Origin of the sequence: Microbulbifer sp. HZ11, from assembly GCF_000708675.1 — a bacterium.
Classification (GTDB): Bacteria; Pseudomonadota; Gammaproteobacteria; order Pseudomonadales; family Cellvibrionaceae; genus Microbulbifer.
This window is the reverse complement of record NZ_JELR01000001.1, coordinates 1,579,224-1,594,754: the sequence shown is the minus strand read 5'-3', so window position 1 is coordinate 1,594,754 and position 15,531 is coordinate 1,579,224. Positions and strand designations below refer to the sequence as shown.

At 58.5% G+C, this 15,531-nt stretch carries 14 protein-coding genes and 1 other RNA gene; 10 read left to right on the top strand and 5 right to left on the bottom strand.

All coding sequences use genetic code 11. The annotated features are described in order from the left end of the window. The first annotated feature begins 188 nt into the window (after positions 1-188). Positions 189-1,379, top strand: coding sequence for an acetyl-CoA C-acyltransferase (locus tag AU11_RS06810; protein WP_043317404.1), 1,191 nt, complete (start codon positions 189-191; stop codon positions 1,377-1,379). A gap of 80 nt (positions 1,380-1,459) precedes the next feature. Here the strand turns inward: AU11_RS06810 and AU11_RS06805 are convergent, their stop codons facing one another. From AU11_RS06805 to AU11_RS06790, 4 genes are all read right to left on the bottom strand, one after another. Beyond that, on the bottom strand, positions 1,460-2,059 hold the full coding sequence (locus AU11_RS06805) for a BON domain-containing protein (RefSeq protein ID WP_043317401.1): 600 nt from the start codon (positions 2,057-2,059) through the stop codon (positions 1,460-1,462). 3 nt (positions 2,060-2,062) lie between these two features. Further along, entirely contained in the window at positions 2,063-2,656 is a 594-nt protein-coding gene (locus AU11_RS06800; protein WP_043317400.1) for an SIS domain-containing protein, read from the bottom strand. 41 nt (positions 2,657-2,697) lie between these two features. Next, entirely contained in the window at positions 2,698-3,057 is a 360-nt protein-coding gene (locus AU11_RS06795) for a YraN family protein (protein WP_043317399.1), read from the bottom strand. Between the two features lie 85 nt (positions 3,058-3,142). Then, a complete protein-coding gene (locus tag AU11_RS06790) occupies positions 3,143-5,044 on the bottom strand; it encodes a penicillin-binding protein activator (protein ID WP_051687012.1) in 1,902 nt (633 codons plus the stop codon). Positions 5,045-5,079: 35 nt separating this feature from the next. On the opposite strand from AU11_RS06790, the gene rsmI reads away from it, so the two are divergent. Together rsmI and rnpB are read left to right on the top strand one after the other, a co-directional pair. After that, positions 5,080-5,922: a 16S rRNA (cytidine(1402)-2'-O)-methyltransferase gene (rsmI, locus tag AU11_RS06785; protein WP_043317398.1), complete on the top strand. Its 843-nt coding sequence runs from the start codon at positions 5,080-5,082 to the stop codon at positions 5,920-5,922. Between the two features lie 214 nt (positions 5,923-6,136). Next, an RNA gene (gene rnpB / locus AU11_RS17710) (RNase P RNA component class A) lies at positions 6,137-6,514 on the top strand. A gap of 210 nt (positions 6,515-6,724) precedes the next feature. Here the strand turns inward: rnpB and AU11_RS06780 are convergent. Further along, positions 6,725-7,402: a phosphoadenosine phosphosulfate reductase family protein gene (locus tag AU11_RS06780; RefSeq protein ID WP_197023778.1), complete on the bottom strand. Its 678-nt coding sequence runs from the start codon at positions 7,400-7,402 to the stop codon at positions 6,725-6,727. Positions 7,403-8,012: 610 nt separating this feature from the next. Between AU11_RS06780 and mraZ the strand changes: the two genes are divergently transcribed. From mraZ to mraY, 7 genes are read left to right on the top strand one after another with little or no spacing between them, the layout of a single operon-like run. Continuing rightward, positions 8,013-8,456 (top strand): division/cell wall cluster transcriptional repressor MraZ, encoded by a 444-nt coding sequence (mraZ, locus tag AU11_RS06775; RefSeq protein WP_043317396.1) that lies wholly within the window; start codon positions 8,013-8,015, stop codon positions 8,454-8,456. Positions 8,457-8,485: 29 nt separating this feature from the next. Then, positions 8,486-9,415 carry a 16S rRNA (cytosine(1402)-N(4))-methyltransferase RsmH gene (gene rsmH, locus AU11_RS06770; protein WP_043317394.1) on the top strand — a complete coding sequence of 310 codons (930 nt, stop codon included), beginning with the start codon at positions 8,486-8,488 and terminating at the stop codon, positions 9,413-9,415. Positions 9,416-9,424: 9 nt separating this feature from the next. Next, positions 9,425-9,706, top strand: coding sequence for a cell division protein FtsL (ftsL, locus tag AU11_RS06765; RefSeq protein WP_043317393.1), 282 nt, complete (start codon positions 9,425-9,427; stop codon positions 9,704-9,706). Between the two features lie 42 nt (positions 9,707-9,748). Then, positions 9,749-11,512, top strand: coding sequence for a penicillin-binding protein 2 (locus AU11_RS06760; RefSeq protein WP_043317392.1), 1,764 nt, complete (start codon positions 9,749-9,751; stop codon positions 11,510-11,512). Next, a complete protein-coding gene (locus AU11_RS06755; RefSeq protein WP_231491661.1) occupies positions 11,509-13,050 on the top strand; it encodes a UDP-N-acetylmuramoyl-L-alanyl-D-glutamate--2,6-diaminopimelate ligase in 1,542 nt (513 codons plus the stop codon). Before AU11_RS06760 ends, AU11_RS06755 begins: the two co-directional genes overlap by 4 nt. Continuing rightward, on the top strand, positions 13,047-14,426 hold the full coding sequence (murF, locus tag AU11_RS06750) for a UDP-N-acetylmuramoyl-tripeptide--D-alanyl-D-alanine ligase (RefSeq protein WP_043317390.1): 1,380 nt from the start codon (positions 13,047-13,049) through the stop codon (positions 14,424-14,426). The genes AU11_RS06755 and murF overlap by 4 nt, the downstream gene beginning before the upstream one ends. A gap of 3 nt (positions 14,427-14,429) precedes the next feature. After that, positions 14,430-15,515: a phospho-N-acetylmuramoyl-pentapeptide-transferase gene (gene mraY, locus AU11_RS06745; protein WP_043317389.1), complete on the top strand. Its 1,086-nt coding sequence runs from the start codon at positions 14,430-14,432 to the stop codon at positions 15,513-15,515. Positions 15,516-15,531 lie beyond the last annotated feature (16 nt).

Here is a 15,531-nt window from a genome sequence, read left to right as displayed (position 1 = left end):
CGGTCAGTGCGATTGATCTTTATCGGTTTATTCCACCATTGCGCCTGATACTACCATGAGCAATACAACGAAGGGTGGATGGTAATCTCACCGGGTGTCTGGGTTATAATTCACCACCAAATCAGGACTTGACGCAATATTGGTCAGCCATTTGCGGCGGTTTCCGTTAAATATGGAGAGAAAACAGCATGAGCGAGCAATCAAAAGACCCTGTAGTCATCGTAGGTATCTCCCGTACCCCAATGGGGGCCATGCAGGGTGCTTTATCTGGCCTGAGTGCCCCGGAGCTGGGCGCGGTGGCGATTCGCGGTGCCCTTGCTGACGCCGGAGTGGATGTGGCGGATGTGGATGAAGTTTTACTCGGGTGTGTGCTGCCGGCGGGGCTTGGGCAGGCTCCTGCGCGTCAGGCCTCGCTGGGCGCTGGTATTCCGGAGAGTACGCCGACCACTACCGTCAACAAGGTTTGCGGCTCAGGGATGAAGACGGTGATGATGGCGCGTGACGCCCTGCTTGCTGGTGATGCCAAAGTGGTTGTGGCAGGTGGTATGGAAAGCATGAGCAATGCGCCATATTTGCTGCCCAAAGCGCGTGGGGGTATGCGCCTCGGGCACGGGGAGGTGCTCGATCATATGTTTACCGATGGTCTGGAAAACGCGTACGACGGCCAATTGATGGGCAATTTTGCCGAGAGTACCGCCGATAAGTATGGCTTTACCCGGGAAGCGCAGGACGCCTTTGCCATCGAGTCGCTTGCCCGTGCCAATGCCGCCATCGCATCCGGTGCATTCGAGCGAGAAATTTCTCCGGTCACCGTGAGCACCCGCAAAGGTGACCATGAAGTGTCCGTGGACGAAGGGCCAGGTAGCGCCCGCCCGGACAAGATTCCCCAGCTGCGGCCGGCGTTTCGGAAAGACGGTACCGTCACTGCGGCCAACGCCAGTTCGATTTCCGATGGCGCCGCCGCTCTGGTGCTGATGCGTGAGAGTGAAGCCAAGGCCCGTGGTATCAAGACACTTGCCGTATTGCGCGGTCAGAGCCAGTTCGCCCATGCGCCGGAGTGGTTTACCACGGCACCGGTATCGGCGATGAACAGCCTCCTGGATAAGACCGGCTGGAGTGCGGCGGATGTCGATCTGTATGAAATCAATGAAGCATTTGCCGTTGTCACCATGGCGGCCATGAAAGAGCTGGACCTTGCCCATGACAAGGTCAATGTTAACGGTGGCGCCTGCGCGTTGGGGCATCCGCTGGGGGCTAGCGGGGCTCGAGTGATTGTTACCCTGCTGGCAGCGCTGGAAAATCGCGACCTGAAAAAAGGCGTGGCCAGCCTGTGTATCGGTGGTGGTGAGGCCACGGCGATCGCGATCGAACGCCCGTAACCCCCTGATAATATATTTGTCTGGTGTAACCAAAAACGGAGGCATTGCCTCCGTTTTTTTGTTGCTATGCAGGGGGGAAGTCAGTCGATATATTCCACGGCTTTTACAACTTTCTGCACCCCGCCAACGGTACGGGTTTTCTCTGCAGCATTCTCAGCCTCCTGCCGGGTAAGCAGTCCCATCAGATAAACGACCCCGTTTTCCGTCACTACCTTGATGCGACCACTGTCAATTTCCTTATCGGTCAGCAGCACGCTTTTCACCTTGGTGGTCAGCCAGGTATCGCTGGTGCGTGCCAGTACCGAGGTAGTACCGCGCACCTGAATTTCGTTGTAGACCTGACGCACCGAGTGAACTTGTTGGGCGGTGCGGCCGGCCAGGTTGCGAAGTTCGTTATCGGAAACCTGGCCGGTGAGCAGAATCACACCGTTGAAGCTGGTGACGTCGATATTGGCCTCTTTCAGTTCCGGGTGTGCCTTGCGTAGGTTGACCTTGGTGATGGTTTCCAGCTGCTGGTCATCGATATAGGTACCGAAACTGCGTTCGCCGGGATCGGGCTGGATGGGGCCGTCGTGGGTGGCGTCCAGTACCGTGGCACAACCACTCAGGGCCGCCAGTAAACCGCCGGCCAGGGCCAGCTTCAGTGAGGTGAAAACTTTCTTATTGATGCTCGGTTGCATGGATTACTCCTCGAATCCGCCAAACAGGCTGCTGTCTATCAGGTCGCACAGGCAGAACAGAATCAGTAGGTGTACCTGGTGCACTTCCGGTGCCACCGGAGAGGGTACGCGCAATTCAATATCGTGCACATCGAGCAGAGCGGTACAGTCGCTGTCGCCTTCTCCTCCGGTCAGAGCGAGTACGCCCATATCCCGGTCGTGAGCGGCGCGGATTGCCTGGACCAGATTGGAGTCCTGGCCGTCTGTGCTGATGATCACCAGTAAATCGCCCGGTTGCCCCAATGCGCGTATCTGGCGCGCGTAGGACTCGGCGCGGCCATGTTTGCGTGCGACAGTACTGGTGGTGACGGCATCTCCATTCAAGGCAATGGCGGGCAGCCCCGGGCGCTCGCGCTCGAAACCGCCCATCAGCTGTGCGGAAAAGCTCTGTGCCAGAGCGCCGCTCAACCCGTTGCCACAGATCAGGAGCTTGTTTTCTGCCAACAGCGTATGCACGATCATTTCGCTCGCTTCGGCAATGTAAGGTGCCAAAAGTTCACCCGCATTCATGGTTGCTTCAATGCTGTGGTGAAACAGCGTTACCACTCTCTGTTCCATGTACTCTGTTTTTTCCTGTGGGTGAACTAACGGGGGTGAGCTTATTGCCCGAAGGCGTTTTGTATCCAGTCCAGTTTCAGCTGTTTACCGGGCCCTTCCTGCTCGATACTGATGACATCAAAGCGGCATGGGCAATCCAGCTTGCGCAGTTGCAGGTAGCTGTTGGCGGTAAGCAGCAGCTTGCGCTGCTTGCGTTGGTCAACGGACATTCCTGCTCCGCCAAATATCCGGTTACGTCGAAAGCGTACCTCCACAAAAACCAGCATATTGCCATCGCGCGCGATCAGATCAATCTCACCGAAGCGGCCACGAAAATTCCGTTGCACAATGCGCAGGCCCGCAGCAATCAAAAACCGCTCCGCCTCCGCTTCCATTTGGGTGCCAATACTGGTGGTATCCATACGCGTTTTCCAGGCTTTCCTGTTCCGTGGAAAGCAGTGTTTATTGGGTGCCCGCCAAAGGGCGGGACGCCGAGATAATCAGGGTTCAGTTGCGCGCGCTGTTGTCGGTGAGCCGCGGCGGGGCCTCGCTTGTGGTGATCGGCACCGGTGCCCCCTTGTCGATTTTCGCCCAAATCTGTTCCCGCACGATACGCCCATCCGCGGTGAGGCTAAGGGCGCCGGTCAAGCCATATACCTGTTGATCTGGGAACTGTCGCAGAATTGGCAGTCGTGGGTAGAGGCGGAAAGCATCGGCGCCGAGTGCGTAGAGGCGCGCAAACGCCGGGGCCGGTGCCGCCTGTCGCACAATATTCTGCTTGGTCTGGTTGTCGTCTTCGAACAGCCACGGTAGCGCGGTAAAGCGCACACCATTGATATCCCGGTCGCGTTGGCGGTCGACATTTCCCGCGAAAACCTGGGAGGTGGAATACACCGGTAACTCACCGGCATAGAAAAACGACAGCATGGGTTTGATCTGGCGGGCCTGTTGCGGTTGCGCCAGCACAAACAGCATATCTACATCACCGCGGCGGCGTGGGGTGAATTTGAGCGGCGTGGCCAGTTTGCTACGCAGGGCGCGCTCGCGCTCTTTACTTTCCGGAATCAATAGGGCGTCGCTTACCAACTGGGAGAAATTGGTGCTGTCTTTGTAGTTGCGGCTAACGCTGACACTGCCACCGAGGCGGTTCCACTCTTCGGTAAATGCCTGCAGGCCGCGCTGCCCCCAACCGGACTCCGGAGCCAGAATCATCGCTTGGCGATGTCCTTGGCGGTAGGCCTGCTGTGCGACCTGCCGGGCCTCATCTTCGATCGCAAGGCCAAACTGCACCAGATCGTCGGTCAGGCGCCCTTCATCGCCGTAGTTGAGTGCCAGGGTGGGCACCGGCAGGCTTTCCGTGGCCAGCAGGTTGGCAACCTTGCTCTTGTCCAGTGGGCCAACAATCGCCTGTGCGCCGTTATTGATGGCGGCCTGGTAGATTTCTTCAAACGGCTGCTCGGTGCCGGTGTCGTAAACCTGTACCTGGGGCGTTGGCGCGCCGGCATCCAGTGCGCTGTAGTAGGCCGCCATAAAACCGTCGCGAATGGCGTGTCCCGCGGAACCCAGTGGACCAGACAACGGCAGCAGCAGGGCGACATTCTGCGCCGGCTGCGATGCCAGTTTCTCAAGTAGCTGCAGCGCCTGGGGTGGGTACTGCACCGCCGTGTGGGTCGGCCATTGCTGGCGCCAGCGACTGAGCGCACTCAATTGGGTGCTGATATCAGCCTGGGTGTCGCGCCCGAGGAGTGCCAGTTGATACCAGGCTCGCATTTCTGGCGACAGGCTCTCTTCCGCACGCAGGCGCAATTCCTTGGACGGGAGCTGTGTCAGCAGCTGCCAGAGGCCATTGTTGTTGGTGTAGGTCGTCTGCTCATCCAGGGGCAGACCGGCGATGCGTTGACGCTCCTTGATTCCGCTGTCGATGTCTCCCATCAGGCTCCACAGGTCTGCACGCAGATTGCGCAGGGGCAGGGCGGTAGTGGCGGGAATCTGGAACCAGGACTGTTCCAGGCGCGGCGCACTGACCAGGTCCAGGGCGGTGAAAAACTCGTCGTCGGCGGCCAGCGCACTACCGTAAATATGCGCGTACTGGGCGTATTCCGGATCGGTAAGCTGCTCCGGGTCGATATCGCTCGCAGTCTGTCTGACCGTCGCGTTATCGCCCAATCCGTATAGAATGGCGGCCGCCTGCAGCTGGGTTTGCTCCTTCGCCGGGGATGGCAGCTGTCGCGCCTCGTCGATCAGGCGCATGGCGCTCTGGCGGTTGGCAGTGAGCGCATCGCCTGGAGCGGCCGGAATCTGCGTTCCCGGTCGGGTGCTCGGGGTCTGGCAGCCGGCCAGGGCCAGCGCCAGGGTGCCTGCGGCCAGGCTATTTAAAATGAAAGGAATGCGCCGGGAAAGGGCGGACATATTCTTCTCCCACAAAACTTATTCTGGAGTGAACTATGGGGCTTGATACAGCGGTGCTTTATATCGTCGCGACGCCCATTGGCAATTTGGCGGATATGGTACCGCGAGCCGTTGAAGTTCTACAATCCGCGGATCTCGTGGCGGCGGAAGACACCCGTCACAGTCAGAGACTTTTCTCCCACTTTTCCATCGAAACCCCGCTGGTTGCCTACCATGACCACTCGGACGACGTTCGTACCGGAAAGATCCTCGAGCGGCTCGCCCAAGGGCAGACTGTCGCCTTGATCTCCGACGCCGGTACCCCGTTAATCTCCGACCCGGGGTACCGCCTGGTGCGCGAAGCCCGCGAGCAGGGCTTCCAGGTCGTGCCTATCCCCGGCCCCTGCGCTTTCGTTGCTGCCCTGTCTGCGGCGGGGCTACCGAGTGACCGCTTTACCTTCGAGGGTTTCCTGCCTGCCAAATCCCTGGCTCGGGAAAAGGCGCTTTCTGCACTGGCGGGTGAAACCCGCACCATGGTGTTCTACGAGGCCCCGCACCGGGTGCTGGAGACCTTGGAGGCGATGGTCGACAGCTTCGGCGGGCAGCGCGAGGCGGTGATTGCGCGAGAGCTGACCAAGGCATTCGAGACGATTCAGCTGTTGCCGCTCGCTGAACTGGTTGAGTGGGTGAGGGCGGATAGCAATCAGCAGCGCGGTGAGATTGTGCTGTTGGTGCGCGGTGCAGAGGCGGCGAAGGCCTCGGAATTGGATAGTGAGTCCGAGCGAGTGATGAAGCTGCTGTTGGCGGAATTGCCGCCCAAGCGGGCGGCAGCGGTGGCCGCGGAGATCACCGGGGTGAATAAAAAGGTTTTGTACAACTGGTCACTGTCGCAGAAGTAGCGAGGTGCGACTGCGCTTGGATGCGAAGGTACTGCTACCGGGTATCGCCTTTTGAGACACGCCGTGCACCCATCCCTGGGGGCTCTGCGAAAACATCCCTGTTTTCGAAGGTCTCAAAAGGCGATACCCGGTAGCGGTGCCGCCACAGGCTCTTTTCGAAGTCGTTAAGGGATTTGGCTTGCATCCTCAGTCAGTGCTCATTAACCTTCGCGCCCGAGTCAGCCAGACAATCGCTGTTTTACCGCTTTCGGGCGATGAGATGGAGGAAAGTCCGGGCTCCATAGGGTGGGACGCCAGGTAACGCCTGGGGGGCGCGAGCCTACGGAAAGTGCAGCAGAGAGTAGACCGCCGATGGCTTCTTCGGAAGCACAGGTAAGGGTGAAAGGGTGCGGTAAGAGCGCACCGCGCGACTGGCAACAGTTCGTGGCACGGTAAACCCCGTTCGGAGCAAGACCAAATAGGCCCCCTATAGCGAAAGCTAAAAGGTGTGACCCGCACTGGGGGCGGGTAGGTCGCTTGAGGTGTCTGGTGACAGGCATCCCAGATGAATGATTGTCCGCGACAGAACCCGGCTTATCGGCTGACTCGACTTATTCTTAGTAGCAGTGGTGCATTTGTGCTGCTGGTTCAATCAGGTGGCGGTGTTAGTACTTGAAAGGTCCGGTGGCGGTGCTGCTACCGGGCATGGCCTTGCGAGACACGCCGTGAACCCATCCCTGGGGGCTCTTCCGCGACATCCCTGTCGCAGAAGGTCTCGCAAGGCCATACCCGATATCAGCCCCTTCGCATCGACTATTTGGTGCTACTTTTGCAGCAGTAACCCACACTCACGATGCTCCTCACCCTTCGTCGGGTCAAAGTACACATCGTTATCCGGCAGATCGTTCTCGTAAACATACTCTTCCACATCAATCTCTTTGAGGTGGAACATCGGCGCTACGCGAATGGTGCCGTGGTTGCCCTTGGTGAACACATCCAGCCCCTTGCGGTGCGCGTTCTGATCGTGACGGATACCATTTAGCCACACATCCGGCTTCAACTCCTGCATGGCGCGGTTGAAGGGTTCCAGCTTCACCGTGCGTGAAAAGAAGTCGTGCTCCGGGGTGTCCAGGGGCGGGATACCGCCGTATACGGCGTTGTAGTGGGCTGCGGACATTTTCGGCGAATACGTGTACAGGTTCAGATCCAGCAGTTTGATGACCTTCTCGATATGGCGGTAGGTCTCCGGCGTGTTGTAGCCGTGATCGACCCAGATTACGGGAATATCAGGCTTGGCGCGGGTGACCAGGTGCAGAAAAGCCACGGCCAGTGGGCGGAAGTTGGTGAAGACCACCGGGTTTTCCGCTTCCGCTATGGTGTACGCCATGATCTCGCTGGGCTTGCTACCTTTGAATCGCTGGTTGAGCGCATCCAGGTCGGCACCGTGATGGAAGGTGCGGGAGGGCGCGCTTTGTTTACTCAGTCCGGCTGTTAGGCCCATGTCGATAAATTCCTGCTGAATTTTGAATAGGGCAAAGCTACAGCGTGTCGATGTCCATTAAAAATAATAAAAGCTGATTTTTATATGCCTCCCTGTTCTAACCCCTGCCATATCCGCCTGATTGCAGGTTATCTGGCGCTGAAACTCTCCCCGCGCTCTCAATATTAAGGCGTGACGCGACAGTCTGTATTGGCGCGTTTTTCCTGGTGTTGAGGTGTGGTTGGCGACCGCCTGTAAGTGCCCGCTTACCTTTGGAGTTTTTGAGGTCTCTCATGGGGCTTCCGCGTAAACTTAAAGTGAATTATCAAGTTGCCAGAGTAAGTGCTTGCTTTGCTGTCGTTTTGCACAGTTAGTGTCCTGCCTGAAATGTGAACACTTCGCCTGCAGCCCGCGAAATTACTGGGCTTTTTCCGTGTTTATCCCTTCTATTTCCTTGACTTTGTTGTGCCCAGATTTATAGTGTCGTAAGTGGAGAAAAGTGGAAAAATGTGGGTATAAGTGGAGTTGGTGTGGTGGTGAGTGGTTATTCACGCATTATCGCGCCGCTCGGTGGCAATAAGTGCCAGCCCTCAAGCACATAACTGTTTACCAACTGAGCAATCGCTGATCCATGTATCTGGGCAGTCACGCAATCAATATGGACGCCAAAGGGCGTCTGGCGATTCCGGCGCGGGTGAGAGATTCGCTGCTGGAAGATTGTGGTGGTCGCCTGGTTGTGACGGCACATACGGAAGAGCGTTGTCTGCTCGTCTATCCTGATGCCCAGTGGCGTGAAATTCTTCCAAAGATTGAGGCGCTGTCCAGCTTCAACAAGGTGGCCCGGCGGGCCCAGCGACTGTTGATCGGATACGCCTGCGAGCTTCAGGTCGATGCCAACGGTCGCGTGCTGATTCCGCCGACCCTGCGCGAATACGCCGGTCTGGAGAAGAAGCTGATGCTGGTGGGGCAGGGTAAAAAACTGGAGTTGTGGAGCGAGGACCGTTGGATGGACTGGCTCGATGACAGTGAGGGGGATGGAGAAATGCCGGAAGAAATGGCTTCTCTTTCCCTGTAACCGAAACTAATCAATCGCAGGAGAGTGGGGTGTCCCAGGATCTGCATCGCAGTGTGTTGTTGCGCGAGGCTGTGGACGCCCTGGTGGTGGATCCGGGCGGCTTGTATATCGACGGCACTTTTGGTCGCGGTGGTCACAGTGCGTCGGTGCTCGAGCAGTTGGATGGTGCGGGCCGTCTGGTGGCGGTGGATAAAGACCCGCAGGCCATCGAGTTTGCCCGTGAACGCTTCGCTGGCGAGCCGCGTTTTGCGATCTGGCATGGCTCTTTTGCGGATATGGATCAGGCCGTCGCCGGTCGTGCTGGGCAGGTATCCGGAATCCTGCTGGATCTGGGGGTCTCGTCGCCCCAGCTGGATCAGGCGGAGCGCGGTTTCAGCTTTATGCAGGACGGCCCGCTGGATATGCGCATGGACACCAGCCGCGGTATGAGCGCCGCGGAGTGGGTGAATACGGAGTCCGAAGCCGAAATGGCGCGGGTATTCAAGGAGTACGGCGAGGAGCGTTTTGCGCGCCGTATGGCCGGCGCTATTGCGCGGCGGCGGGTGGAGCGTCCGTTCGAGCGGACACTGGACCTGGCGGAGGTGGTGAAGGCGGCAAATCCCGCATGGGAAAAGGGTAAGCACCCGTCCACCCGCGTGTTCCAGGCGATTCGGATTCATATAAATGGAGAGCTGGACGACCTGTACCAGGCCCTGGATAAGTCTCTGGCGTTACTCAAGCCCGGTGGGCGCCTGGTGATCATCAGTTTCCACTCTCTGGAGGATCGCATTGTGAAGCGATTTATCCGCGACCAGGAGAAGGGGCCTCAGCTGCCCCGCGGGCTGCCGGTGATGGACAGCCAGATTCGCAAGACGCTGCGCTCGGTTGGTAAAGCGGTAAAGGCCGAGGCGGAGGAAGTGGGTGAAAATGTGCGCTCGCGCAGTGCGGTGATGCGAGTTGCCGAGCGTCTGGCGGACTGATTACTGGCCATGGCTGCGAATACAAACAGTAAGTGGTGGGTGGCAGGCCTCTGGGGGCTCGTCATGGTTTCCGCTCTGGGAGTGGTGCACACCACACATCAGAGCCGGGTGCTCACTGCGCAGCTCGAGCAAGCGCAGCGCTACCGGGATGAGTTGCGCTACGAGCAGGAGCGCCTGCTTCTGGAGCGCGGCGCCTGGTCGGCATACAGCCGCATCGAGCAGGTAGCGAAAGAAAAACTGAAAATGCATGCGCCCAAACCGTCGGAGCGTGTGCTGGTAACTGCAAATTAGTGGTCGTCAAGCCGATAACAACAGGGATTCAGGGAAGCCTCGATGGGTGCCGTGAAAAAGCAGCAACAACAGCAGCAGGGTATCGCCCGCTGGCGCTTTGCGTTGATGGCGGGATTGCTGTGTGCGCTTGCGGCGGCACTGGTGGTGCATCTGGCGAGCCTTCAGGTGTTGCCGGAGCAGGATAAAGGTTACCGCTTCCTACAGGATCAGGGGCGTGCCCGCACTATCCGGACCGAAGAGATTGCCGCATACCGCGGCAGTATTCTGGATCGCAATGGCGAATTGCTTGCGGTGAGCACTCCGGTACACACCATCTGGGCCAACCCGCAGCTGTTGAAGGAGGCGGATGCCAAGCAACTGCGCGGCCTTGCGGCTGCGCTGGGTACGCCGCCGGCAAAACTGGCCAAGCGCCTGGAGAAGTACCGCAATAAGGGGTTCATGTATCTGCGCCGGCATATGACGCCGGAGGGCGCGCAAAAGGTGCTGCAGCTGGATCTTGCGGGCGTCTACAGCAAAAAAGAATATCGCCGCTTCTACCCTGCCGGTGAAGTCACGGCGCAGCTACTGGGCTTTACTAATATTGACGACCTTGGGCAGGAGGGGCTCGAGCTTGCCTACGAGCAGTCTCTGGCGGGCGAGCCGGGCAAGCGTCAGGTGGTGAAAGACCTGAAAGGCCGCACCGTGCGCGATCTCGCGGTGAAACAGGAGGCGCGTCCGGGGCGTGACCTGCAGCTCACCATCGATATGCGCCTGCAGTATCTGGCTTATCGCGAGCTGAAAAAAGCGGTCACCGAAAATGGTGCCGCCTCGGGTTATATGGTGATTCTGGATACGCGTACCGGCGACGTGCTGGCGATGGCCAATCAGCCCTCGTTCAACCCAAACAATCGTGCCGGGGTAAAAGCGGCCGCCATGCGTAATCGGGCCCTGATTGATCAGTTTGAACCGGGTTCTACGATCAAGCCGTTGACTGCACTGGCCGCTCTGGAGACCGGGCGCTGGCAACCGCACACCCGGATCAATACCAGTCCCGGCTATATCCGGTTGCCCGGCAAAACCCTGCTGGACCCGGTCAACTACGGCGAAATCGACCTGACCCGGGTGATTACCAAGTCCAGCCAGGTGGGGATCACCAAGGTGGCGATGGATCTGGAGCCGGAAACCTTGCGTGGACTCTTTTATCGGCTCGGGTTGGGTGAGGCCGTTGGCAGTGGATTCCCCGGGGAGGCGCCCGGAATACTGCCAACGCGAGGACGATGGCACCCCATTGAGCTGGCCAACTTTGCTTTCGGCTACGGTTTAACAGTGAACGCCGTGCAGCTGGCGCAGGCCTACAGTGTCGTTGCAAACGCCGGGCTCAAACGCCCGGTTTCGCTGATTCTGGAGAACGGCAAAAAGTCGCAAGATGCCGACCGAGTTGTGGAGTCTGAGCTGGCGCGGGAAGTGACCGCGATGCTGGAAACCGTAATTGGCCCCGAGGGTACCGGGAAGCACGCTGCTGTCCAAGGGTATCGGGTGGCGGGAAAGACCGGCACTGTGCACAAGGTGGGCAGCGAGGGATACGCGGACAACCGCTATCGTTCGGTGTTTGCCGGGTTTGTGCCAGCGGACAATCCGCGGCTCGCGGCGGTGGTGGTGATTGACGACCCCACCAGTGCCAAATATTACGGCGGTGAAGTCGCCGCGCCGGTGTTCGGAAAAGTGATGACGGGTGCTATGCGCTTGCTGCAGGTTCCACCGGAAAAAATTGCGCCGGCTGATCAGCAGTTGGCGACGCAGCTGGACGAGAGAGGTACTACATCGTGACCCAGCAAAAACAGACGCAAACTGGCGCGCCGAGCGGGATTGAGGTGCACAGCGTATCCCTGGCCACACTGGTGCCAGGCTACGCAGGTATTCCTGATATTTCTGTCACCGGTGTCGCCCTGGACAGCCGCCAGGTGCTGCCGGGTGATGTGTTTATGGCGCTGCGCGGCACAGTGGTAGATGGGCGGGAATATATCGACAGCGCAATTGCCAGCGGAGCAGCCGTAGTGCTCGCGGACGGCGAGGCGCTCGGCACCGAGGAGCGCAGTGGTGTCCAGGTCGTCACCGTGCCCGGTCTCGCAGCCCGGGTTGGTGAGATTGCTGCACGTTTTTACGGTAACCCCAGTGCATCCATGTATCTCGTGGGGGTGACCGGCACGAATGGCAAATCCACGTGTGCTTATCTGACTGCGCAAGTGCTGGCGGCACATTTTGGCAGCGCCGCAGTAATGGGCACCATCGGCAACGGTGTGTGGCGAGAGGGGGATATCGAACTGGTGGATACCGGTCTCACTACCCCCGACCCGGTACGCCTGCAAAAAGACTACGCAGAATTTTTTGCTCAGGGTGCCCGCGCTGGCGCAATGGAGGTGTCTTCCCATTCCCTGGCGCAGGGGCGGGTGCACGGGCTGGAATTTGATACCGCGGTATTCACCAATCTGACCCGCGATCACCTGGATTACCACGGCAATATGGCCGCCTACGGTGCCGCCAAGGAAAAACTGTTTGGCCTGCCGAAGTTGAAGCGTGGCGTTATCAATATTGACGATCCCTTCGGTGCGCAGATGGTCGAGCGCTGCAGACTGCGCGGCCTGAAAACCATCACGTATGGCTTGCAATCCGGTGATCTGCAGATCCGTGACCTCAAGCGTCTGGATAGCGGTTTTTCTGTGCACCTGATCACTCCCTGGGGTGAGGGTGAGCTGAAAGCACCATTGATCGGGGATTTCAATCTTCACAACGCCCTGGCAGTGGTTGCTGCGGCTGGCGCCGCTGGAATACCACTCAAGGAAATACTTGTCGCTTTCGAAAATATCCGCCCGGTACCGGGGCGGATGGAGCGTGTTGCCGGTCGCGTCGCAGGGGATATCAGCGTACTGGTGGATTACGCCCATACCCCAGACGCGTTACGCGCGGCGCTGGAAGCAGCGCGCCCCTATTGTCGTGGCAAGCTGTGGTGCGTATTTGGTTGTGGTGGGGATCGCGATTCCGGCAAGCGCGCCCCTATGGGAAGAATTGCCGCAGAGTTGTCCGATAGCGCGGTGGTCACCAGCGATAATCCTCGCGGTGAAGACCCTCAGAAAATCATTGATGACATTTTGCAGGGAGTTGATGGTCACCAGTGCGTAGTAAAAGTCGATCGTGCTGAAGCCATTGCTTATGCGATCGCGCAAGCCGAACCCGGTGATACCGTGCTGATTGCCGGCAAGGGCCATGAGGATTATCAGCTGATCGGTAGTGAAAAACTGCACTTTTGCGATCGCGAACAGGCCGCTGCCGCTCTGGAGCAGCGTGCGACCGCTGGGAGCGAGCAATGATTGCACCGCTCTCTCTGGAACAATTACAGCAGCGGTTCGGTGGCGAGCTGATCAATGGCCCGGTGACCTTTGATGCGGTGTGTACGGATACGCGCAACTTGGACGCGGAAGCCTTGTTTGTAGCGCTGCGTGGTGAGACGTTCGATGCGCATGACTTTCTCGCGGATGTCGACGGCAGGGTGCTCGGCGTGGTTACCGAAAAGCGCCTGGAAAATTCCAGCATGCCGCAGTGGCTGGTGGCAGATACCAATATCGCGCTGGGGCAGATTGGCCGCTTGTGCCGTGAACAGTTCACTGGGCCGGTGATCGGTATTACCGGTTCCTGTGGTAAGACAACGGTGAAAGAAATGATGGCGGCCATTTTCGGGCAGCGCCATCGTGTCTGTGTGACAAAAGGGAACCTGAATAACCATTTCGGTGTACCCATGACCCTGCTTTCCCTGTCCGCGGAGCACGAAGTTCTGATCGTTGAGATGGGGGCCAGCGGCCCCGACGAAATAGGCTATCTGTGTGGAATTGCAAAGCCCGGCATCACTGCGGTCAACAATGTGATGCCCGCCCACGTGGAAGGCTTCGGATCCGTAGATGGTATCGCCACCGCCAAAGGACAGATATACACCAGCCTCGGTCCGGATGGGATCGCGGTGGTGAACGCAGATGACAGCTATGCCGATTACTGGCGCGGTGAAATGCCGGAAGGCGTTCGCACCCTGGAAGTCGGCTTCGGGCACCAGTGTGCGATCCATCCCGATAATATCCAGATGGATGCATTGGGTTGCGCCTCTTTTGATCTCGTGGTCGAAGGCGTGTCTCACCCGGTCAAGTTACAAGTGCTGGGTGAGCATAATGTTCACAACGCGCTGGTGGCAGCGGGCTGTGCGCATGCGGCGGGAATACCCGGAGCTGAAATCGCCGGTGGTCTCAGTGCCGCAAGCGGCGTAGGCGGGCGCATGCAATCGCTACAGGGACGCAATGGGGCAACGGTTATCGACGACAGCTACAACGCCAACCCAGGATCGGTGAGTGCAGCCATTGAGCTGCTTGCCCAGCGCGACGGTAAAAGGATTCTGGTACTTGGCGATATGGCGGAGCTGGGGCCAGAAGCGGACCGTGCCCACCGGGATATGGGTGAACTTGCCCGCGACCGCGGCATCGACCAGCTGTTTACTCTGGGCACATTGAGCCGCGCGGCGAGCGTGGAGTTTGCGACCGGTCGTCACAACGGACAAAGGAATTTTTCTGAACGCGAATCGCTGATACAGGCGTTGGCGTCGGAACTGGATGGAAGCACCACTGTGCTGGTGAAAGGTTCCCGCAGTGCGCGAATGGAACTGGTTGTGCAGGCACTGACCAACGGGAATCAAGAGAAGGTTTAATTCATGCTGCTTTGGCTGGCCGAATATCTACAACAATATGAGAAGGGCTTTGCGGTCTTTGACTACCTGACTGTACGGGCAATCCTCAGTGCCCTCACCGCATTGGGTATATCCCTGCTGGTGGGGCCGCGCATGATCACCTGGTTAAACCGTTTGCAGGTTGGGCAGGCGGTTCGTGACGACGGTCCGCAATCGCACTTGAGCAAGTCTGGTACCCCGACCATGGGGGGCACGCTGATTCTCGCGGCGATATTTTCCGGCGCGCTGCTCTGGTCTGATCTCAGCAACCGCCTGGTATGGGTCACCCTGCTGGTCACCTTTGTATTTGGTGCGGTGGGGTTTGTCGATGATTACAAAAAGGTGGTGGAGAAGAACTCCCGGGGGCTGATCGCCCGTTGGAAGTATTTTTGGCAGTCCGTGGCGGGGCTTGGAGCGGCGATTTACCTGTATATGACCGCGACTTCGCCGGCGGAAACCCAGTTGTTCGTACCTTTTTTCAAGGATGTAGCGATCAATCTGGGGCCGGTCACTTTTATCCTGCTGACCTACTTCGTGGTAGTGGGTTCCAGTAATGCGGTGAACCTGACAGATGGTCTCGATGGTCTGGCGATCATGCCCTCTGTCATGGTTGGCGGCGCTCTGGGTGTGATCGCGTACCTGGTTGGTCATGTGGAATTCGCCACGTATCTACATATTCCGTCTATTTCCGGGGCGGGTGAGCTGGCGGTGTTCTGCGCGGCATTGGGTGGCGCGGGGCTCGGGTTCCTCTGGTTCAACACCTATCCGGCGCAGGTCTTTATGGGCGATGTGGGCGCGCTGGCACTGGGTGCGGCGCTCGGCATCATTGCGGTGATTACCCGCCATGAGATAGTGCTGTTCATCATGGGTGGTGTCTTCGTGATGGAAACTGTGTCGGTCATTCTGCAGGTGGCGTCTTTCAAATTGACCGGAAAACGTATTTTTCGCATGGCGCCGCTGCACCATCACTTTGAACTGAAAGGGTGGCCGGAACCGCGCGTGATCGTGCGCTTCTGGATTATCACCGTAGTACTGGTACTGGCAGGGCTGGCAACTCTCAAACTACGTTAAGCAACAAAACAAAGTA

Excerpts from the sequence above, each read along its gene's own strand:
- AU11_RS06810 (WP_043317404.1), top strand. The coding sequence starts at position 189 with ATGAGCGAGCAATCAAAAGACCCTGTAGTCATCGTAGGTATCTCCCGT.
- AU11_RS06805 (WP_043317401.1), bottom strand. The coding sequence starts at position 2,059 with ATGCAACCGAGCATCAATAAGAAAGTTTTCACCTCACTGAAGCTGGCC.
- AU11_RS06800 (WP_043317400.1), bottom strand. The coding sequence starts at position 2,656 with ATGGAACAGAGAGTGGTAACGCTGTTTCACCACAGCATTGAAGCAACC.
- AU11_RS06795 (WP_043317399.1), bottom strand. The coding sequence starts at position 3,057 with ATGGATACCACCAGTATTGGCACCCAAATGGAAGCGGAGGCGGAGCGG.
- AU11_RS06790 (WP_051687012.1), bottom strand. The coding sequence starts at position 5,044 with ATGTCCGCCCTTTCCCGGCGCATTCCTTTCATTTTAAATAGCCTGGCC.
- rsmI (WP_043317398.1), top strand. The coding sequence starts at position 5,080 with ATGGGGCTTGATACAGCGGTGCTTTATATCGTCGCGACGCCCATTGGC.
- AU11_RS06780 (WP_197023778.1), bottom strand. The coding sequence starts at position 7,402 with ATGGGCCTAACAGCCGGACTGAGTAAACAAAGCGCGCCCTCCCGCACC.
- mraZ (WP_043317396.1), top strand. The coding sequence starts at position 8,013 with ATGTATCTGGGCAGTCACGCAATCAATATGGACGCCAAAGGGCGTCTG.
- ftsL (WP_043317393.1), top strand. The coding sequence starts at position 9,425 with ATGGCTGCGAATACAAACAGTAAGTGGTGGGTGGCAGGCCTCTGGGGG.
- AU11_RS06760 (WP_043317392.1), top strand. The coding sequence starts at position 9,749 with ATGGGTGCCGTGAAAAAGCAGCAACAACAGCAGCAGGGTATCGCCCGC.
- murF (WP_043317390.1), top strand. The coding sequence starts at position 13,047 with ATGATTGCACCGCTCTCTCTGGAACAATTACAGCAGCGGTTCGGTGGC.
- mraY (WP_043317389.1), top strand. The coding sequence starts at position 14,430 with ATGCTGCTTTGGCTGGCCGAATATCTACAACAATATGAGAAGGGCTTT.